Source organism: Paraburkholderia sp. BCC1885, from assembly GCF_900996235.1.
Lineage (GTDB): Bacteria > Pseudomonadota > Gammaproteobacteria > Burkholderiales > Burkholderiaceae > Paraburkholderia.
The window spans coordinates 163,343-183,981 of the sequence record NZ_CAAJGM010000011.1 but is presented as its reverse complement, the minus strand read 5'-3'; the positions used below and the strand labels follow the sequence as shown (position 1 = coordinate 183,981).

The window sequence follows — 20,639 nt, the reverse complement described above, 5'->3', positions numbered from 1 at the left end:
AATGCTCAGGCTCCATGTCCTGCGGCGAGGGCGACGAGTCGCGGCTCGGAGAGATCCGGGCCGGACGCTTCGCCCGCCACGAGTCCCTGATAGATCACCACGCAGCGGTCCACCAGATGAATCAGTTCGGCGAGTTCGGTGGAATAGACCAGCGCCGCGCCGCCTTGCGCGACGAAATCGCGGATCACGTCGTAGATCACCGCTTTGGTGCCGACATCGACGCCGCGCGTGGGATCGAACAGCACGAGGTGCCGTGCGCCCGACATCAGCACGCGGCCGATCAGGGCCTTTTGCTGGTTGCCGCCGGACAGCGCGCCGATTTTCAGCTTCAGATAACGGCTTGCAAGGTCGACCCGGCCGGCTTGCTGATCGACCGCCGCTTTCTCGCGCGCTCCGTTGACGACACCGAAGCGGCCCAGCCGGTTGAGGATGGGCAGCGTCATGTTGCTATCGGTACGCAGGCCGAGAAATACGCCTTCGGTCTTGCGCTCTTCGGGAACGAAGCCGATGCCGGCTCGCGCGGCATCAGCCGGGTTCGAGAGCTTGACGGTCTTGCCGTCGATGCGGATTTGCCCGCCGCGCGCCGGCGTGATTCCCGCCAGCATGCGGAACAGGTCGCGCTGGCCCTGGCCTTCGAGCGCGGCGACACCGACGATTTCGCCCTTGCCGACGCTCAGCGTGATATCGGCCACGGTGCCGCCCGACAGGCTGGTCACACCGAACGCTTCGGCCCGCACCTGTTTCGGTGTACTACGCGATGTCTGGGTATCGCGCGCGGCCGAGCCGACCATCATCTTGAAGATGCCCGCATCGGCGATGCCGGCAAGCGACACCGTCTCGATGCTTTCGCCGTTGCGCAGCACCGTGCCGCGGCGGCACAGGCGGCGCACTTCCGAGAGCCGGTGCGAGATATACAGCACGCCGGTGCCGGCGGCGGTGATGCGTTCGAGAATATCGAATAGCCAGGTGGGATCGGAGAGCGCAGCGGTCGGTTCGTCCAGCACCAGCAGGCGCGGATGCCGTGCGACGGCGCGCATGATTTCGATGCGCTGCTTTTCCGCCAGCGACAGCGAACGCACGTACACACCCGGATGAATATGCCCGAGGCCGTATTCCGCGAGCATGGCGGCGGCGCGCGCTTCGCTTTGCGCCACGGATACGAGCCCGGCTTTGCCCTTCGCCTGACGCGGCAACATCAGGTTTTCGGCGACGCTGAGGTTGGGCAGCAGGCTCAGTTCCTGAAACGCGGTCGACACACCGGCGGCGCGCGCGGCCATCGGATCGGCCGGCGCATAGGCGCGGCCATCGAGCGTGAGGGTGCCGGTGTCGGGCGAGACGATGCCCGAGAGCACCTTGACGATGGTCGATTTGCCCGCGCCGTTCTCGCCGAGCAGCGCGTGGATCTCGCCGGGTTCGATATCGAACGAGACGCGCCGCACCGCGACCGTCGCGCCATACGATTTGGCGATGCCCTGGATGTCGAGGATTTTCGGCGCGCCCGCGCGGGACGCCGCCGCAGACGTGGCGAGGGCGTCAGCCATTGTAGACACCGCCATCGATGCCGAACGACTGCGCGGTCACGTAGGCCGATTCGTCGGAGGCGAGATAGACGAATAGCGGCGCGATTTCGACGGCGCTTGCCTGGCGGCCGAGCGGCACGAGCGCGGCAATCTTTTGCTGCTGGGCGTCGGCGCCGCCCATGAAGTCGATGGCGGGCTGGTTGAAGGCGGTGTCCACCCAGCCGGGGCAGATCGCATTCACTCGGATATTGTCCGGCGCGAGTTCGAGCGCGAGCGCAGTGGTGAAAGCGACGACCGCGCCCTTGGACGCCGAATACGCCACCAGACCCGGACCACCGCGCTTGCCCGCCAGCGACGACATATTGATGATCGACCCTTTGCCCGAGCGCTTCAGATGCGGGATAGCGTGCTTCGCCCCGAAGAAATGAGCGCGCGCGTTGACCGCGAACAGCGCGTCCCAGCTTGCCTGATCGAATTCGCTGATGGCGCCGGAGCGCTGCAAGCCGGCATTCTGCGCGAGGGCGTCGAGGCCGCCCAACCATTCGGAGCCCTGAGCAATCAGGTTGGCGACGCTCGCTTCGCTGGTCACGTCCACCTGCACGAAATGCGCCGCATCGCCGAGTTCGGCGGCCACCGCGCGCCCCGCGTCCTCGGCGATGTCGCCGATCACGACGCGTGCGCCTTGCGCGACGAAGCTGCGCGCCGCTTCCTTGCCGATATTGCCGATAGCGCCTGTAATGATGATGCGTTTTCCGGAGAGACGGCCTGCCATGAGGGACTCCTGAATAAATGAGGTTACTGGTCGCGCGAACACGCGAGCAGGAAGCGTTCGAGCGCGGGATTGCAGATGTCGGGCCGCTCCATGGTGGGCATGTGCGCCGCGTCGGATACCGTCAGCAATTCTGCGCCGGGAATCGAGTGGGCGATGTGTTCGAGCATGGGCAGCGGCGTCGAGGTATCCGCCGCGCCGGCGACCACCAGCGTCGGAACCTTGATCTGACTGAGCACCGGCGCCAGTTCCATGTCGCGGATCGCGGCGGCGCTGCCGGCATAACCGTCGAGCGAGGTGCCGAGCACCATGGCGCGCATTTGCGCCATCAGTGCCGGTTGCTCGCGTTTGAAATCGGGGGTGACCCAGCGGTCGACGGTTGCTTCGACGAGCGGCGCGACGCCGCGCGCGCGGGCTTCGTTGACGCGCGCATCCCACGAGGCTTTCGGCGCCGTGCTGGTAGTCGCGCACAGGGTGAGGCTGGCGAGCCGCTCGCCGTGCCAGGCGCCCAGTTGCTGGCCGATCATGCCGCCGAGCGACAGACCGACGTAATGCGCGCGGTCGATGCCGAGGCTATCCATGAGCGCGAGAACGTCGTGTGCCAGCAGCGCGAGCGAGTAGTCGCCGGGAGTAGCGCTGCTGCAGCCATGGCCGCGAATGTCGTAGCACAGCACGTTAAAGGAGCGCGCCAGCACGTCGAGCTGCGGCGCCCACATCGACAGGTCGGCGGCGAGCCCATGGCTCAGGATCACCGTCGGCGCGCCGGGGTTGCCGGTCAGCGTGTAGCGGGTCTGGATGCCGTTGATGTCGGCCCGTCGATTCATGTCTCCACATTCCTTTTTTGTGTTCTTCAGATCGTTTTCCGGCGATCCGGAGCCGATGGAGACCGAGTTTCGATTTTGGCGACAATTTTGTCAACCATATTGGCGTCAAGGTAAACGCCAATACTGTGGCCACTTTCGGCCGGTAAAATGCGTCACATACGATGGGGCGTCCGGCCGGTTTTTGCGCGCGTCCAGGCCGCTCGCGTGGAGCGGTCAGCCGTTCCAGAAAAACTTATAGGGAAACAGGTTTGGTCACGAAAACCGACGCTCAGGCGGCGCAACTGATCGACAGCATCAAGTCGGACATCATCATTGGCCGGTTGCGGCCGCATCAGCGGCTTGTCGAAGAGGAAATCAGCGGCCAATTCGGCGTGTCCCGCCATGTGTCGCGGGCGGCGCTCGTGCATCTGGAGCGGATGGGGCTCGTCACGCGGCGGCCCAATCGCGGTGTGATCGTGCGGGATTTTTCGCTGCAGCAGGTCGAGCAGATCTACGAGGTGAGGATGATCCTGCAGCGCGAGGCGGCAAGCCGCGTGCCGATGCCGGCCAAACCTGCCGATCTGGCGCAGATCGAGGCGATCCATGCGGAGTATTGCCGCGAGCTCGACGCCGGCAACCTGTTGCAGGTGAACGTGCTGAACGACGCTTTCCATCGGCGCATCTGGGCGATGTGTCCGAATCAGTATCTGGCCGAGACGATCGAAAAGCTGTGGGTCGAAACCACCGGCATCCGCTGGTACGGAGTGGGCGATCCGCATTTGCTGTCGCATTCGCGTGAGCATCACGCCACCATGATCGAGCAGTTGAGAGAGGGCGACCGCGCCGGCTTCGTCGCGCTCGCCGTCGACCATATCCTGCCGCCGCTGGATGCATTCCGGCGCGCGCATCGCGCCAGCACCCACTTCGGCATGGCGCCATCAGCGGAGCGCGAAGCCTCATGAAGCCGACCTACGAGATCCTGGTTCAAGGCAACAATCTGCGCCTGAAACACGATTTTCTCGGTATCGCCAACGTCACGCTGATTCGCGGCCAGGACGGCCTGATGCTGTTCGACACCGGTGGCTACATCTCGCGGCTCGGTTTGCTGAAGGCGCTGCGCGATCGCGGCATCGCCCCGGCCGACATCAAGACGGTGTTTCTGTCGCATCTGCATTTCGACCACGCGCATAACGTCGATCTGTTCGCGCATGCGCGCTTCGTGGTGAGCGAGCGCGAGTGGGAATACGCGGCGCATCCGCATCCTGACGATCTGCTGCTGCCGTGGGGCATTCGCGAGCAACTGTCGAAGTCGCAAATCGAATTCATCAGCGGCGAAGGGCAGCTCGATCATGGCGTTCACTTTTTCCCGGCGCCTGGCCATACGCCGGGCTGTTATGGGCTCGAACTGGAAACGGCGGACCGTGGCCGCGTGATCATTGCGGGCGATGCGATCAAGTACGCCAAGGAAGCCATCCTGAAGCGCTGCGACATGGCGTTCGACGAAGTCGATACCGGCACGCGCACCATTCGGCGCATCCTCGAGCGGGCTGACCGCATCGTGCCGGGGCATTTCCCGGAACTGATCAGGCAGCCGGACGGCAGCTTTGTCTGGGAAGACGCCGCGCCGTTCGAGTTGCTGATCCGATAATGCTTCGTAGTGCTATGTGGTTGCGCGCCGTGGGTCGTCTGCGTGCAGCCGGATAAGCAGTGAGTTAGAATCCGCCATGTTTTCCTCTGGAGTGGTGGGGCTCGTGAGCGGACAGCGGGATCAACGCCCCGTCTGCTGCGGATAGTGGTTTCGTTCACGAGGTGAGGCAAATCGGTCGGACCAATTTGTGGAAGTACCGGCATGGGATTTCACAGTCTTTCGTCTGGCGTGCTCGATAGAACCATTCGGCAGCTCGAAGAGAAGGTACTCGAGGGCAGTTGGGGACAATCGGCGCGCCTTCCCGCGGAGCGCACGCTCGCTGAAACGCTGGGCGTGTCGCGTTCCACTGTGCGCGAGGCGATTCAGCGCCTCGTCAGCAAGGGCATGCTCGAAACCAAGCGCGGCAGTGGGGTCTACGTCGTGCAGAAACAGACGGCGCGGCTGAGCGCACCATGGCTGCAACTGGTCGCGGAAAATCCGCCGCTCAGGCTGGAAACGCTGGAATTCCGCCTGGTTTTCGAATGCGCGGCTGCGCGCTTTGCCGCACAGCGTGCCGCGCCGGAAGAATTGCACCGGCTTGAATCGATTCTTGTGAAGATGCGCGACGCGGTCGCCGCGCATGACGTCGACGCGGAAGCCATCGTGGACGGCGAGTTTCACACGGCGCTGACCGCTGCGTCGCATAACCGCATGCTCGATCAGTTCTACGCCAGCGTGATTACGATGCTGCGCGAGCATATCGCCGCAAATACCTTCGATGCGACGCTCAACAATTCAAACGCCGCCATTCAGTCGATCATGCGTTTGAATCAGCACGAGTCGATCTTTTTTGCCGTGCGGGACCGCAACCCGGATGCCGCGCAGCAGGCCATGCACGCGCATATCGCGTTTGTCGGCAAGCAGTTCGAGCCGGGTTTTCATCAATAACGTATTGCGGTTGACGACGCACGCCACGGTTGCTCGTAATGAGCCGCGCGCTTTCATGGCGTCATGGGCCGCAGCAGGGTTTTCTCGAAGTCGAGCGCTTCCTGCATCAGCCACGCTTCGAACGCGATCAGTTGCGGCGAGCTGGAGCTGACCTGCGAACACGCCAGGTAGTACGCGCCGGGCGTCGGCACCTGCAGATCGAACGGCGCCACCAGCCGCCCGCTGCATAAGTCGTCTTCGATCAATGCCCGCACACCCATTACGACGCCGAGATTGTCGATGGCCCCCTGATAGGCCAGCGCGGCATTATCGAAATTGATGCTGGCCGCGCCTTCCAGTTCGGTGATGCCGGCTTCGATCAGCCAGCGCGACCAATCCATCGGCCGATGGCGCGACGCCAGAAGCGTGTAATTCACGAGATCCTGCGGCGTATGCAAAGGCGCACTCTGTCTAAGGAGCGCCGGACTGCACACGGGCATCAGCACTTCGCCGAGCAGACGGCGTTGCGCGGTATCGTCAGGCGGAAACGGGTGCGAGTGAACCGAGAGGTCGATGTCTTCCTGGCGAAAGTTGGCCGGTTCGTGCGAGGTGAAAATCTGTATTTCAATCTTCGGATGAAGCGCCTGGAAGCGCGTCAAACGCGGCACTAGCCAGCGCATCGCAAAGGTGGGCGGCAGCTTGAGACGCAGCACCGAGCCGTCCGCTTCATTGCGTGCTTCGCGCGTCGCGTAATCGATCTGGTCGAATACGCTGCTCAGCGCCCGCACATACGCCTCGCCTTTACGCGTCAACTCAATGCCGCGATGCGTGCGCAGAAACAGTTTGACGCCCAGCCAGTCCTCCAGCAACGACACGTGACGGCTGACAGCGCCTTGGGTCACGAGCAGTTCTTTCGCGGCGCCCGTGAAGCTCAGATAGCGCGCGGACGCTTCGAAGGCGCGCAAGGCGTTTAGCGGAGGAAGTTTTCGTCGCATGGATTTTCATGAGATTTTCTCATGCCCCCCATGATATATCGATCATTGAAAAGGCCCTAGAACTGCCTATCATCGATTCACTCGACATCGAGAACTCGCGCCGCGACAGACGGCGCTGACCGACGGAGACATCGAAGTGAACCCATCGAACCGGGCACCCCGAACACTGCTCGATAAAATCTGGCAGACCCATCACGTTCTCACACGCGAAGACGGTCAAAGCCTGCTTTACGTGGACAGTCACTTTCTGCAGGACGGCTCCGCGCCCGCTTTCGAAATGCTGCGCCAGCGCGGCCTGAAGGCCCATGCGCCGCAACGCGGTTTTGCCACGCCGGACCACTACGTGCCCACTGCCAATCGCGATCTCGCCAGCATCGCCGATCCGGAAAAGCGCGCCATGGCCGACGCCCTGCGCGAAGACAGCAAGAGCCTCGGCATCACTTTCTTTGGTCTCGACGATGTGCGCCAGGGCATCGTCCATGTGGTCGGTCCTGAACAGGGCATGAGTCGGCCGGGCATGCTGATCGTATGTGGCGACAGCCATACATCGACGCATGGCGCGCTAGGCGCGCTAGCGTTCGGCATCGGCGCCACCGAAGTCGCGCACGTGCTGGCGACGCAAACCCTCTGGCAGCGCAAGCCCAAGGCCTTGCGCATCGTGCTCGAAGGCCGCTTGCCGGCCGGCGTGAGCGCGAAAGACGTGATTCTCGCCATCATCGCCCGCATCGGCGCGGGCGGCGCGACGGGACATGTGATCGAATACAGCGGACCGGGGATCGCCAGCCTGTCGATGGAAGGACGTCTGACGGTCTGCAACATGTCTATCGAAGCGGGCGGACGCGCCGGCATGATCGCGCCTGACGACACCACCTTCAACTATCTCGCGGGCAGGCCGTTCGCGCCGGCCGGCGCAGAATGGGACCGTGAGGTGACGCGCTGGCGCTCGCTGGCCTCGGACCCGGGCGCGTCGTTCGACAAGGAAGTCTCGCTCGACGTCGGCAGTCTCCGGCCGATGGTCACCTGGGGCAACAGCCCCGAGGATGCGCTGCCCATCGACGCGCGCGTGCCGGACCCTGCTGCGGCGCCGAACGGCGAACGGCGCGTCGCGATGCAGCGCAGCATGGATTACATGGGGCTGACGCCGGGCATGCCGCTCGACGGTCTGAAGATCGACCGGGCGTTTATCGGTTCCTGCACCAATGGCCGTATCGAGGACCTCAAGGCGGCCGCTGCGGTGGTCAAGGGCCGCAAGGTCGCGCAATCGGTCGAGGCGTGGGTGGTGCCGGGCTCCGGGCTCGTCAAACAGGAAGCGGAGGCGCTGGGCCTCGATCGCATCTTCAGGGACGCAGGTTTTCAGTGGCGCGAAGCGGGCTGCTCGATGTGCCTCGGCACCAACGGCGATACGGTGGCGCCGGGGCAGCGCAGCGCGTCCACGACCAATCGCAACTTTGTGGGCCGCCAGGGCCCCGGCTCGCGGACCCATCTGATGAGCCCCGTCATGGTCGCGGCCGCCGCGCTGAGCGGACACCTCGTCGACGTCCGGCCCATGCTCGCGGAGGGCATCTGATGGAACCATTCGTTCATCTGGACGCAGTGGCGCTGCCGATTTCGCAGGCCAACTTCGACACGGATCAGATTCTGCCCGCACGCTATCTGCAGAAGCCCCGTTCCGATAATTTCGGCAATTATCTGTTTCGCGATTTACGGTATCGCGCGGACGGTTCGCTCAACGAATCATTTGCACTGAACGCAGCGGCGTATCGTGATGCGCGCATCGTGGTGGCGAAAGAGAACTTCGCTTGCGGTTCGTCGCGCGAGCATGCGGTGTGGGCGCTGTACGACTACGGCGTTCGCGTCGTGATCGCGCCGAGTGTTGGCGATATCTTTGCGTCGAACGCGGCGAAGAACGGCTTGCTGGTGGTATTGCTGCCGGCCAGCCACGTCACGGAAATGATCGGCAAGATCGAGGCGCAACCAGGCTTGCACGTCAGTGTCGAACTCGCCGCGCAGACGGTTGCCACGCCTGATGGCGTCAAGCACGGGTTCGATATCGACACCTACCAGAAGCGCTGCCTGATGGAGGGTCTCGACGAACTCGGCTACACCTTGACTCAACTGGACCGGATCGAAGCATTCGAGCGCAGTTACGCGTATTGAAAGCCGGTGCGATATTCATCCCTTATAAAGGACAGGAAATGAAAGTTGCCGTGCTCGCTGGCGATGGAATTGGCAAGGAAGTCACCGCCGAAGCGCTCAAGGTGTTGCAGGCAGTCGTGCCTAAGAGTGCCGAACTGGAAGTCAGTCACGCGCCGATCGGCGGAGCGGGCGTGGCCGCCGCAGGCGACCCGCTGCCGGCGGCGACGCTCGAACTGGCGCGCAAGTCCGACGCGATTCTGTTCGGCGCGGCGGGCGAGCCGGGCGACGAGAAGATCCCCTTCGACATGCGTCCCGGTGCGAGCCTGCTGCGTCTGCGCAAGGCGCTGGGCCTGTTTGCGAATTTCCGCCCGGCGTTCCTGTTTCCCGAACTGGCCGATGCGTCGAGCCTGAAGCGCGAAATCGTCGACGGACTGGACATCGTGATTCTGCGCGAATTGACCGGCGACCTGTATTTCGGCGAGCCGCGCGGCATTACGATCGAGGGCGGCGAGCGCGTCGGCATCAACACGATGCGCTACACGGAAAGCGAAGTGCGGCGCATCGCCCATGCGGCGTTTCGCGCCGCACGGCAGCGCAATCGCAAGGTGTGTTCGGTCGACAAGGCCAACGTGCTCGAAACCATGCAACTGTGGCGCGAAGTCGTGACCGAAGTCGGCACGGCGTACCCGGACGTCGAACTGACCCACGCATTCGTCGACGCTGCCGCGATGATGCTGATGCGCAACCCGCGCCAGTTCGACGTGATCGTGACGGGCAACGTGTTCGGCGACATCCTGTCCGACGCGGCGGCCATGTTGACCGGCTCGATCGGCATGCTGCCGTCGGCGTCGCTCGGCAGCGACCGTTTGGGGCTGTACGAGCCCGTGCACGGCACCGCGCCCGATATCGCCGGCAAAGACATCGCCAATCCGCTGGCGGCGATCCTGTCGGTTGAAATGATGATGCGCCTGTCGTTCGATCTGCCGGAGGCGGCCACGCGGATTCGTCGCGCGGTCAGCAAGGTGCTGGCCGAGGGCTACCGTACCGCGGACATCTATCAGCCGGGTACGAAGAAAGTCGGCACGCGTGAAATGGGTGAGGCCGTGCTTGCCGCACTCGGCTAAGCGGCGAAGGTTGGCGATAAGCAGTGAGTGTGAGTGATAGTAAGCGGCGCCGCACGCCCGGTTCGCGCCGGGCATCAAACGGGCCGAAAAAATAATCACGGTGGCGATGGCATGCCGCACGGAGACGACGATGACTGAAATCTACGCGGATACGACCTTCGTCGTGGCCGACTCGTATGCAGGGCAAGTCGCGGCGCGCCTCGACAGGTTGCCGTTTACGCGCACCCTGTGGCGGCTGGTGTTCCTGATCTCGCTGGGCGGCGTGTTCGAACTGTACGACCTGTTCATGACGGCGTATATCGCGCCGGGGCTCGTGCGCAGCGGGCTGTTCTCCAATAATTCGGTGGGCTTCTTCGGTATCAGCGGTGTAGGGTTCTTCGTCTTCTGCACGTTCGCGGGCATGTGGCTGGGCTGCATGGTGTTCGGCTCGATTGCGGACCGCCTCGGACGCCGCTCCATGTTCACCTTTTCGCTGATCTGGTATTCGCTCGCCACGGCCATCATGGCGTGCCAGACGAGTGCGGCGGGGGTCGACCTGTGCCGCTTCATCGCGGCAATCGGCGTGGGGCTCGAACAGGTCACCATCGATACCTTTCTCACTGAACTCGTGCCGCCGCAAGGCCGCGGCAAGGCGTTCGCGTTTTATCAGTTCATCGAATTCCTGATCGTGCCGGTAGTGGCCCTGCTTGGCTGGCTGCTGGTGCCGGCGAGCCCTTTCGGTATCGACGGCTGGCGCTGGGTGGCGATGATCGCCGCAGTCGGCGCGGTAGCGGCGTGGTGCTTGCGGCTGGGGTTGCCCGAGAGTCCACGCTGGCTTTCGCTGCACGGCAAGGAAGGCGAGGCCGAGCGGATCATGCGCGATCTCGAAGCTAAAATTGCGCGCGACGTGGGCGTTGCCGCGCTGCCGCCAGCGGCGCCTGCGGAAGCGGTGATCGGAGATGGCAAGTTCTCCGAACTGTTCAGGGCGCCGTATGGAAAGCGCACGCTAGTTCTGTCCGTTTTTAATCTGACCCAGACGATCGCCTTCTACGGTTTCGGCGCATGGGTGCCGACGCTGCTGATTTCGAAGGGCATCCACGTCACCACCAGCCTTCAGTACGCTTTTATCATCGCGCTGGCGAATCCGGTCGGACCGCTGCTCGGCATCTGGATTGCGGACAAGATGGAGCGCAAATGGCAGATCGTCTCGGCGGGAGTGGGCATCGGCATCTTCATGATGTTTTTTGCCCGACAGACGAGTCCAGCGCTCATTATCTTCTTCGGTGTGCTGGTCACGCTGTTCAATAACTGGATTTCGTTTGTCTTCCACGGTTTTCAGGCGGAACAGTATCCCACCCGGATTCGCGCGCGGGCGATCGGCTTTGTCTATTCGTGGAGCCGCGTGAGCGCCGCGCTCGCGGGTCTCCTGATCGGCTTCTTTCTGCATGAGGGCGGCACGGCTGGGGTGGCGCTGTTTATCGGCGCGGCCATGCTCGTGATGATCGTGGCGGTGGGCGTGTTCAGTCCGCGCACGCTTAACCGCAGCCTGGAAGAGCTTTCGCAGTGAGCTTCACCACGCGGCCCGAAGGAGGCAGCACCATGACGGCAGCATTACGCAGCGTCGATGCCGAACGCAAGCCGCTCAACGCGCGGGAGGCGCTGCGTTTCGAGGGCGTCACCTGTACGTTCGCCAGCAACGAAGGACGAGGGCGCACCTATACCGCGGTGAGCGAAGTGAACCTCGGGGTGCGCGACGGCGAATTCCTCTCCGTGGTCGGACCCACCGGCTGCGGAAAGTCGACGCTACTCAATGTGGCGGCGGGTTTGATCCGACCTTCGTCGGGCGTACTAAGCGTATTCGGTGAGCCGCTCAGGCAAGGTCTCAACAAGGACGCGGCTTATCTGTTTCAGGTGGACGCGCTCATGCCCTGGAAAAGCGCCGAAGACAACATCGCGGCGGGACTGCTGTTCCACGGCCAGCCGAAGGCCGACGCCATTGCCACCGCGCGCGAGTGGCTGCACCGCGTGGGCCTCGACGGACACGGCGACAAATATCCCCACCAGATGTCGGGCGGCATGCGCAAGCGCGCCGGCCTTGCGCAGGCGCTGGCGCTCGATCCACGCATCCTCCTGATGGATGAGCCGTTTAGCGCGCTCGACATCCAGACGCGCCATCTGATGGAAGACGAATTGCTGCGGCTGTGGTCGACGGACCGCAAGTCCGTCGTATTCGTCACCCACGATCTCGAAGAGGCGATTTCGTTGTCGGACCGCGTGGTGGTGATGTCAGCGGGACCGGCCACCAGACCGGTTGCCGAATTCGACATAGATCTGCAGCGTCCGCGCGAGGTCGCCGAAATCCGCATGACACAACGATTCCTGCAGCTTCACGCGCAGATCTGGCAGGTACTCAGGGCGGAGGTTTCGAAAAGCTATGCACGCAACCCTTCTTGATCCACGTAACAGGCTGGTGGTGCTGGTCACGCGTCTGCTGTTGCTCGGTGGCTTTGTGTTCGTCTGGTGGCTGCTGACGAGCCGCGGCTGGATTTCGCCGTTTTTCTTCGGTGACCCGGCTGGCGTGGCGCGCAAGCTGATTAGCTGGTTCGTCACCGGCTCGATCTATGCGCATCTTTATACGACGCTTATCGAAACCATTCTGGCCTTTTTGATCGGTACGGTGCTAGGGCTCGCCTGCGGTCTGTGGCTCGCGCTAAGCCCGTTTCTCGCAATCGTCACCGATCCGTTCATCAAGGCTTTGAATTCGATGCCGAGGTTGATCTTCGCGCCGATCTTCGCCTTGTGGTTTGGGCTTGGCATCTGGTCGAAGGTGGCGCTCGGCGTCACGCTGGTTTTCTTCGTGGTGTTTTTCAACGTCTTTCAGGGCGTGCGTGAAGTCAGCCCAGCCGTGCTGGCCAACACGCGCATGCTTGGCGCGAATTCACGGCAGTTGATGCGGCACGTCTATCTGCCATCGGCAATGAGCTGGGTCTTTTCGAGCTTGCATAACGCCGTCGGCATTGCGTTCGTGGGCAGCGTGGTGGGCGAATACCTCGGCTCCGAGAAGGGCGTGGGTTACCTGATTCTGCTGGCTGAAGGCGTGTTCGATATCGACTCGGTCATCGCCGGCATTCTTTTGCTCACGGTGTTCGCGCTAGTGCTCGATACGACCGTGTCGCTGTTCGAAGCGCATTTCATGCGCTGGCAACCGTCCGCAGGGCAGACGGTTAGCGGGCACGCTTGAGCGGATCGCGCGTTTTTCCATCCATTCACAGGAATCAATCATTGTGCAAACGAATGCTATCGAGTTGACGGGCCGGGTTGCGATCGTGACGGGCGGCGCGCAAGGAATCGGCCTGACGGTGGGGCATCGCCTGCTCGCGTCGGGTGCGAAGCTGGTGGTCTGGGACATCAACGAAGCTCAACTCGCCAAGGCAAGCGCCGAACTAGGCGCCGGCGGCAAGCGCGCCGTGCACACGGAGAAAGTGGATATCGCCGACTACGGCAGCGTCGTAGCGGCGCTCGAGGGCACGCTTCGGGCGCTCGGCCGCATCGATATCCTGATCAACAATGCGGCGATCGTGGGACCCAATGCGACGCTCGCCAATTACCCGCTCGATGACTGGCACCAGGTGATCGACGTCGACGTGAACGGCACCTTTCATTGCTGCCGCGCGGTGATTCCGGTAATGATGGGGCAAAACTACGGCCGCATCGTCAACGTGGCGTCGATTGCCGGCAAGGAGGGCAATCCGAATGCCGCCGCTTATAGCGCCGCGAAAGCGGCCGTGATCGCCATGACGAAATCGCTCGGCAAGGAAGTAGCAGGGCATGACATTGCCGTCAACTGCGTCACGCCTGCGGTCGCGCGCACGCCGGGCGCGATGGAGCAGTCGCCGGAACACATCAGTTACATGCTGGGCAAGATTCCGCGCGGCCGCTTCCTGGAACTCGACGAAGCCGCCGCCATGATTGCGTGGCTCGTCAGCGAGGAAAATTCGTTTACCACTGGCGCCGTGTTCGATCTTTCCGGGGGACGGGCGACGTATTGAGCAAGGCTGAGCGTGCGCCTGTTAACGACGTCCGCTCAAATGGAGCAATACCGCAATACGAGCCACATATCTCGCTTTGAGGAGCCGTATTCATGAAGCGTTTTCGCATAGCCTCGCTCATGTTGACGATGTCCATGATGTTCACTGCTGCCGCGAATGCGCAGAGCACGCCCGAGCAGCCGAAGCTTCATCTGGCCGCTGCGGGCGTGGGCTTTCCGTATCTACCGTTTGTGATCGCCAGCAGCCGGGGCTATTTCAAACAGCAAGGACTCGACGTGGATATCGGCGTGTACAGCGGTGGCGCGAAGGCATTGCAGGCATTGCTCGGCGGCAGTGCGGACATCGTGGTGGGCGCTTATTCGAACACCATCACGATGGCCGCGCGTGGTCAAAAGATCGTCTCCTTCGTTACGCAGGCAGTTTGCCCCGGTTTTGTCTTTGGCGTGACGAAAGCGAGCCACGACAAGATCAAGACCTATGCCGACCTGAAGGGCAAGCGGATCGGCGTGAGTTCGCCGGGCTCCAGTTTTCATATGGGCGTCAACTATCTGCTGAGCCGTGCGGGTCTCAAGCCGGATGACGTCTCGATCATCGGTGTGGGTTCGTCGTCCGGTGCGATCGCGGCGGCACGCAGCGGCCAGGTGGACGCCTTGATGACGAACGACCCGGTTGCGACCGTGCTGCAGGATAGCGGTGATTTGTTCCCGCTTGCACAGATGCGCAATGTCAAGGACACCCAGACAACGCTCGGCGGAAACTATCCCGAAGCCAGTATCTACGCGACCCGGGCATTCGTCGACAAGAACCCGAAAACGGTTCAGGCGATTGCCAACGCCATGGTAGCGGCGGAAAAGTGGATGGCGCAGGCGTCTCCGCAGCAGATCGCCGATGCCGTGCCGCCGCAATACGCGGTGGCCGACAAGGCCGTTTTTGTGAAGGCCTATTCGAACATGCATCAATGTTTATCGCAGGATGGATTGATGGCCGACGACGCGCCGAAAACCGTGCGCAACGTGCTGGCCGCTTTCGATCCCTCGGTTGCCGCGGCGAATATCGATCTGCGCGCCACCTATGACAACAGCTATGTCGAACGCGCCGACAAGCACTGATATCCGGCCGCGGCAACGGAACGGGCGAGGAAATGCGATGGAAAATTTCAATGTAATGGCGAGCGGTCTGCTGTTTCCGGAAGGGCCCGTTGCGTTAGCAGACGGCTCGGTGGCGCTGGTGGAAATACAGCGAGAAACCGTCAGCCGGGTCGCGCCCGATGGCGCGGTGTCGGTGATCGCGCAGGTCGGCGGCGGTCCGAATGGCCTCGCAATGGGACCGGACGGCGCCTTTTACATCTGCAATAACGGCGGCTTTCTGTTCCAGACCATCGCCGGCTTCAACCGCACCCGCGCGGGCATTCATCCGCATTACACCAGCGGGCGCATCGAGCGGCTCGATCCGGTCAGCGGCGAACTGAAGACGCTATACGACCGATGCGGCGATTTCCCGCTGTGCGGCCCCAACGATCTGGTCTTCGATCACACCGGCGGCTTTTATTTCACGGACTTCGGCAAGAATCGCGCACGCGACCGCGACCACGCGGGTCTTTACTACGCGCGTGCCGACGGCTCGATGATCAGGGAAGTCGCTTATCCGCTCACCACGGCGAATGGTGTGGGCCTGTCGCCGGACGATTCGGTAGTCTATGTATCGGAGACGGAAACGGGCCGCCTGTGGGCGTTCGACCTGGAAGAGCCGGGCCGCGCCAGGAAGCATCCGCATCCGTCGCCGCACGGCGGGCGGTTGGTCTGCGGCCTGCCGGGATATCAACGTTTCGACAGCCTTGCCGTGGACGCCTATGGAAATATTTGCGTCGCCACGCTCGTGACGGGATGTATTACCGTCATCACGCCGGGCGGCGACGTCCTGCGCCAGGTGGTGTTTCCCGATCCCATGGTGACCAATATCTGCTTCGGCGGCGCCGACCTTAAAACGGCGTACATCACCCTCTCAGGAACAGGACAACTCGTTTCAATGGATTGGCCGGAGGCGGGGCTGCGCTTGCCGTACACCTGAACCGGTTGCTCCCTCCCTGCGTCTGTTGATCCGGCTCATTTCGGTTGCGCTGCACAATTCGTATTCTTGACGGATTGTATGACAGGAGTATAAACTGATTCGTGAGTGTGTTGCCTCTGATGCGCCATGCGCAGATGCAGGCAAGCTCGCGGACACAAGACCGAACAGACGGAGACACCATCATGCCGGGCTATGCAAGCGTAGGAGCACGTCTGGACGGCCTGCCGCTATCGGGCTTCCATTGGCGGATGCTGGGCCTGATTGCCGCCGGCATGTACTTCGATTCGTTCGACATTTACATTGCCGGCGCGGTGCTGGCCGCCATGATCCACAGTGGCGAATCCACTCTCAGCCTCAACGCAGCCTTCGTCTCCGTCACCTTCATCGGCATGATGACGGGCGCATGGCTCTCAGGTGTCCTCGGCGACAGATTCGGGCGCCGCTTCTGTTATCAATTCAACCTCGGCATCTACGGCTTTGCTTCGATTGCCGCCGCATTTGCGCCGTCGATGCCGTGGCTCATCGTCTTCCGGCTCATCATGGGCATTGGCATGGGCGCGGAAATCGTGGTTGGCTACGGCACGCTCAGCGAGTTCATTCCCGCCGTTTGGCGTGGCCGCTTCGGCACGATCCTTAATCTCATCATCAATACGTCGCTGTTTCTTTCGACGTTTCTCGGCTGGCTAATCGTTCCGCAATACGGATGGCGCTGGATGTTCGCCATTGCCGGATGCGGAGCGCTGGTGGTCTGGTTCCTGCGCAAGTCGATGCCGGAATCGCCGCGCTGGCTGGAATCGCGTGGCCGCGGCGACGAAGCCGCGGGCATCGTGTCGCGTATCGAAGCCGCCTGCGGCGTGGACGCCGCCACCGTCAACGCAAACGAAGCGGCGCCGCGCCGCCTCGAAGCGAGCGAGCAGGACCATGGCCGTCTGAGCGAACTGTTCTCCCGCCAACTGCTGAGCCGCACCATTACGGGCATCACGGTATTGGTCGCGCTTTTCACCGTCAATTACGCGTTTGTGAGCTGGATACCCACGTTCCTCGTCAAGCAAGGGCATAGCGTATCGAGTTCGCTCGGTCTGACGGCCGTGATGTTCGCGGGAGGGCCGGTCGGTTCGCTGATCGCTTTTGTGCTTGCCGAGCGAATTGGGCGTAAATGGGGCATCGTTCTGTTTTCGCTAATCTGCGCGGCATTCGGCGTGGCCTATCCGTTCGCGCAATCGGCCGTGGCAATTACCGCATTGGGCTTTGCGATTACCTGCTGCATTTACGTGCTGTCGTCGTTCAGCGTGGCGACCTATGTTCCCGAGTTGTTTCCCACCCGCTTGCGGCTGCGCGGCGCGGGTCTGTCGAATACGGTCGGGCGCGCGGTCAGCATCGCGATTCCTTATGCGGTCGCCGCATCGTTCATGAAGTTTGGCATCGCGGGCGTGTTGACGCTGATCGTCGGGACGCTGCTTGCCCAGGCATTGATCGTCGGCGTCATTGGTCCGGAGACGAAACGGCGCTCGCTCGAAGCCATCGAACAGGAGACGGGCAGCGCGACGCCTCAGGAGGCGATGAAGGGCGGCACAGCCGAAGCGCTCAGATAACAGCGGACAACCGAAGCTGGCCGCAACCGTCACTGCATATTCAGTCAATACGAGGACACCCGAGACATGTCATCGCAGATCGAGAATTACCGGATTTATGCCGTCAAGTACGCACATTTCGAGCGTCGTTCAGGCGACAACTTCATTGGTGGCGATTCGCATGACGTCGCCATGCCGCTCGATTATTTCGTGTGGGCGGTAGTCGGCAAGACGCGCACGTTCATCGTCGACACGGGTTTTGACCAGACGATGGCCGACAAGCGCGGCCGCACCATCACCAATACGGTGGAACACGGTTTGCAGAAAATCGGCATCTCCGCAGCGTCTGTCAATGACGTGATCATCACCCACATGCACTACGATCACGCGGGTAACAGCACGCTCTTTCCGCGCGCTCACTATCATCTGCAGGATCGTGAGATGGCCTATTGCACCGGCCGTTGCATGTGTCATCACGCGCTGAGTCATCCGTTCGAGCCGGAAGACGTGAAGTCGATGGTAGGCCGGCTTTTCGACGGACGCGTGCGGTTTCACGAAGGTGCGTCCGAAGTCGCGCCAGGACTGAGCGTGCATTGGGTGGGCGGCCATACCAATGGCCTGCAGATCGTGCGTGTGCATACGGAGCGTGGCTGGGTCGTGCTGGCTTCGGATGCATCGCACTTCTACGCAAATATGCAGGAGCATCGGCCGTTTCCGGTGGTGTACAACGTCGGCGACATGCTGGAAGGGTACGAGACCGCGCATCGTCTTGCCGACTCGCCGAATCATGTGATCCCCGGCCACGACCCGGCGGTGCTGGCGCGCTATCCCGCGCATGATCGTGAGACCGAGGGCTGGATCGTGCGTCTCGATGCCGAGCCGCGCTAAAGGAAAATCACATGGCGCTAAAGGGAAAAAATGTGCTCGTGACCGGTTCGTCGAACGGACTGGGTCTTGCCATGGCAAAAGCACTCGCGGCTAGTGGCAGTCATATCGTGCTACATGGCCTCGAAACGGCGCAGAGCATGGAGCAAACCTGCGCCGAGCTATCCGCTTCGCACGACGTCGACGTGAATTACGTGCGCGCCGATCTGTCCACGGTGGACGGCGTCGACCGGCTCATCGACGCGGCACACGAGCGCTTGGGCGCGATCGACGTGCTGGTCAATAACGCGGTGGTGCGCCACTTTGCGGGTATCGAATCGTTTTCAATCGAGCATTGGAACAGCGCGCTCGCTGTGAATCTGACGGCAGCGTTTCGCGCGATTCAGTTGACGCTGCCCGGCATGCGCAAGCGTGGCTGGGGCCGCATCTTCAACATGACGTCGGTGTACGGCACGCGTGCGACGGCCAACCGGGTGGATTACGTCACGACCAAGACGGCTTTGCTCGGGCTCACGCGCTCGGTGGCGATCGAAACGCTCAATCAAGGCATAACCTGTAACGCGATCTGTCCGGGGTCGGTGCTGACGCCGAACATCGACGGCCGCATCAACGATCTGATGGATGCGCGTGGCCTGAGCCGCGATGACGCGGTTCATGAGTTCCTGCAGGGCAAACAGCCTACCGGCGAGCTGATAGACGCCGCACATGTCGGCGACCTGATTGTGTTCCTGTGTTCGCCCTCGGCGAGCCAGATTACCGGCGCGTTGATGCCGATCGAAGGGGGCTGGCTTGCAGGCTGACTCTTTAGCGACGCCATCCGTGCAGAGCGGCGCGATCACGCGTGAACTCGCGCGATTCGTCGCCGTGACTGAATGGTCGGATCTACCCGTTGCCGTGCGGCACGAAGCAAAGCGCGCACTGGTCAACTACTTCGCCGTGGCACTGGCGGGCTGCAACGATCCGGTGCTCGACAAAGCGGTGGCGGTGTATGGGCGCTTCAGCGCGGCGCACGATGCCGGCGTGATCGGGCGTAGCGAGCGCACGGATATGCTGAACGCGGCCGCGCTCAACGCGATGAGTGCAAACGTGTTCGACTTCGACGACACGCATATGCCCACCATCATTCATCCGACCGCGCCCGTTGCGGCTGCGCTGTTTGCATTGGCGGAAACGCAGCGGGACTCGAAAGCGATCAGCGGTGAGGCGTTATTGCTGGCCTTCGTGCTCGGCGTGGAAGTGGAGTGCCGGATCGGCAATGCGGTTTCGCCCGGACACTATCAACGCGGCTGGCATATTACGTCGACGTGTGGCGTATTTGGCGCGGCCGTGGCGGTTGCGAAGGCTTGCGGTCTGAATGAACAGCAGATTGTTTGGGCCTTGGGCAATGCATCGGCGCAAGCGGGCGGACTGGTCGAAACGCTCGGCACGATGTCGAAAAGCGTTAGCGTGGGCAATGCGGCGCGCAACGGGCTGCTGTCCGCCCTGCTTGCGAAGGACGGCTTCTCCGGTCCCGATGCGCCGCTAGAAGGCGCGCGTGGGTTTCTCAACGTGACCGCCAATGAGCCGAAGCTAAACGCGCTGACAGATGGTTTGGGCCGCGATTGGGCGCTGTTGTCGAACACGTATAAGCCTTATCCGTGCGGTGTCGTGCTTAATCCGGTTATCGACGCCTGTCTCGATCTGCGACGCGACGCTCGCTGGACGCTAGACGATATCGAACGCGTCGAACTGACCGGACATCCGTTGCTGCGCGAGCGTACTGATCGTCCAGGGGTGCGTTCGGGACGCGAATCGCAGGTGAGCGCGCAGCACGCCGTTGCGGTGACGCTGGCGCGCGGCAAGGCGGGTCTCGCGGAATTCAGCGATGCGGCGGTGGCGGAGCCGGCGCTGCGGGCATTCGCGGGCCGCCTGCATTTTATCGACGAGGCGTCGTGGCCCGTCGAATCGGCACAGGTCACGGTGGTGTTGCGTTCCGGCGAGGTCGTGTCGCGGCGCATCGAGGCCGCCCGGGGCAGCCTGGCCGCACCGTTAAAGGATGAGGAACTGGCGGCGAAATTACGCGAATTGGCGGCATACGGGGGCTCCGGCGTGGCGCCGCAACCGCTGGCCGACCGCTTAGGGCGTCTCGATAGCGAGGCGGACGCCGCCGCACCGATGTACATGGCACGCGCGTCATAAGCAGGGACG

At 62.6% G+C, this 20,639-nt stretch carries 20 protein-coding genes; 16 read left to right on the top strand and 4 right to left on the bottom strand.

All coding sequences use genetic code 11. The features are described 5' to 3' along the window. Positions 1-5: 5 nt before the first annotated feature. The 3 genes from FQ755_RS00955 to pcaD are packed head-to-tail and all read right to left on the bottom strand — an operon-like array spanning position 6 to position 3,113. Positions 6-1,541: a sugar ABC transporter ATP-binding protein gene (locus FQ755_RS00955; protein WP_144150240.1), complete on the bottom strand. Its 1,536-nt coding sequence runs from the start codon at positions 1,539-1,541 to the stop codon at positions 6-8. Beyond that, complete coding sequence (locus FQ755_RS00950) at positions 1,534-2,292, bottom strand: SDR family NAD(P)-dependent oxidoreductase (protein WP_144150239.1); 759 nt, start codon at positions 2,290-2,292, stop codon at positions 1,534-1,536. The genes FQ755_RS00955 and FQ755_RS00950 overlap by 8 nt, the downstream gene beginning before the upstream one ends. A gap of 23 nt (positions 2,293-2,315) precedes the next feature. After that, the gene (pcaD, locus tag FQ755_RS00945) at positions 2,316-3,113 is read right to left on the bottom strand and encodes a 3-oxoadipate enol-lactonase (RefSeq protein WP_144150238.1); all 798 of its coding nucleotides are present in this window, start codon (positions 3,111-3,113) and stop codon (positions 2,316-2,318) included. Positions 3,114-3,361: 248 nt separating this feature from the next. On the opposite strand from pcaD, the gene FQ755_RS00940 reads away from it, so the two are divergent. From FQ755_RS00940 to FQ755_RS00930, 3 genes are all read left to right on the top strand, one after another. Further along, complete coding sequence (locus tag FQ755_RS00940; RefSeq protein WP_144150237.1) at positions 3,362-4,054, top strand: GntR family transcriptional regulator; 693 nt, start codon at positions 3,362-3,364, stop codon at positions 4,052-4,054. Continuing rightward, the gene (locus tag FQ755_RS00935) at positions 4,051-4,740 is read left to right on the top strand and encodes an MBL fold metallo-hydrolase (RefSeq protein ID WP_144150236.1); all 690 of its coding nucleotides are present in this window, start codon (positions 4,051-4,053) and stop codon (positions 4,738-4,740) included. The genes FQ755_RS00940 and FQ755_RS00935 overlap by 4 nt, the downstream gene beginning before the upstream one ends. Positions 4,741-4,941: 201 nt before the next feature. Further along, positions 4,942-5,667, top strand: a complete 726-nt coding sequence (locus tag FQ755_RS00930) for a FadR/GntR family transcriptional regulator (protein ID WP_144150235.1) — start codon at positions 4,942-4,944, stop codon at positions 5,665-5,667. A gap of 53 nt (positions 5,668-5,720) precedes the next feature. On the opposite strand, the gene gcvA is transcribed toward FQ755_RS00930, so the two are convergent. Then, entirely contained in the window at positions 5,721-6,641 is a 921-nt protein-coding gene (gcvA, locus tag FQ755_RS00925; protein ID WP_144150234.1) for a transcriptional regulator GcvA, read from the bottom strand. Between the two features lie 130 nt (positions 6,642-6,771). Between gcvA and leuC the strand changes: the two genes are divergently transcribed. The 13 genes from leuC (at position 6,772) to FQ755_RS00860 (ending at position 20,630) form a co-directional block, all read left to right on the top strand. Next, positions 6,772-8,208: a 3-isopropylmalate dehydratase large subunit gene (gene leuC / locus FQ755_RS00920; RefSeq protein WP_409936980.1), complete on the top strand. Its 1,437-nt coding sequence runs from the start codon at positions 6,772-6,774 to the stop codon at positions 8,206-8,208. Further along, a complete protein-coding gene (leuD, locus tag FQ755_RS00915; RefSeq protein ID WP_144150232.1) occupies positions 8,208-8,798 on the top strand; it encodes a 3-isopropylmalate dehydratase small subunit in 591 nt (196 codons plus the stop codon). Before leuC ends, leuD begins: the two co-directional genes overlap by 1 nt. A gap of 38 nt (positions 8,799-8,836) precedes the next feature. Then, entirely contained in the window at positions 8,837-9,901 is a 1,065-nt protein-coding gene (gene leuB, locus FQ755_RS00910; protein WP_144150231.1) for a 3-isopropylmalate dehydrogenase, read from the top strand. 130 nt (positions 9,902-10,031) lie between these two features. Continuing rightward, a complete protein-coding gene (locus tag FQ755_RS00905; RefSeq protein WP_144150230.1) occupies positions 10,032-11,447 on the top strand; it encodes an MFS transporter in 1,416 nt (471 codons plus the stop codon). A 32-nt stretch (positions 11,448-11,479) separates the two neighbouring features. Beyond that, positions 11,480-12,334, top strand: coding sequence for an ABC transporter ATP-binding protein (locus tag FQ755_RS00900; RefSeq protein ID WP_144150229.1), 855 nt, complete (start codon positions 11,480-11,482; stop codon positions 12,332-12,334). Continuing rightward, positions 12,315-13,121, top strand: coding sequence for an ABC transporter permease (locus tag FQ755_RS00895; RefSeq protein ID WP_144150228.1), 807 nt, complete (start codon positions 12,315-12,317; stop codon positions 13,119-13,121). Before FQ755_RS00900 ends, FQ755_RS00895 begins: the two co-directional genes overlap by 20 nt. A 43-nt stretch (positions 13,122-13,164) precedes the next feature. Further along, on the top strand, positions 13,165-13,929 hold the full coding sequence (locus FQ755_RS00890) for an SDR family NAD(P)-dependent oxidoreductase (protein ID WP_144150227.1): 765 nt from the start codon (positions 13,165-13,167) through the stop codon (positions 13,927-13,929). Positions 13,930-14,021: 92 nt separating this feature from the next. After that, positions 14,022-15,038 carry an ABC transporter substrate-binding protein gene (locus FQ755_RS00885; protein WP_144150226.1) on the top strand — a complete coding sequence of 339 codons (1,017 nt, stop codon included), beginning with the start codon at positions 14,022-14,024 and terminating at the stop codon, positions 15,036-15,038. A 37-nt stretch (positions 15,039-15,075) separates the two neighbouring features. Then, positions 15,076-15,996, top strand: coding sequence for an SMP-30/gluconolactonase/LRE family protein (locus FQ755_RS00880; protein WP_144150225.1), 921 nt, complete (start codon positions 15,076-15,078; stop codon positions 15,994-15,996). A gap of 182 nt (positions 15,997-16,178) precedes the next feature. Beyond that, positions 16,179-17,588 (top strand): MFS transporter, encoded by a 1,410-nt coding sequence (locus FQ755_RS00875; RefSeq protein WP_144150224.1) that lies wholly within the window; start codon positions 16,179-16,181, stop codon positions 17,586-17,588. Between the two features lie 66 nt (positions 17,589-17,654). Further along, positions 17,655-18,455 (top strand): N-acyl homoserine lactonase family protein, encoded by an 801-nt coding sequence (locus tag FQ755_RS00870; RefSeq protein ID WP_144150223.1) that lies wholly within the window; start codon positions 17,655-17,657, stop codon positions 18,453-18,455. 11 nt (positions 18,456-18,466) lie between these two features. Beyond that, a complete protein-coding gene (locus FQ755_RS00865) occupies positions 18,467-19,252 on the top strand; it encodes an SDR family oxidoreductase (protein ID WP_144150222.1) in 786 nt (261 codons plus the stop codon). After that, the gene (locus FQ755_RS00860) at positions 19,242-20,630 is read left to right on the top strand and encodes an MmgE/PrpD family protein (protein ID WP_144150221.1); all 1,389 of its coding nucleotides are present in this window, start codon (positions 19,242-19,244) and stop codon (positions 20,628-20,630) included. Before FQ755_RS00865 ends, FQ755_RS00860 begins: the two co-directional genes overlap by 11 nt. Positions 20,631-20,639 lie beyond the last annotated feature (9 nt).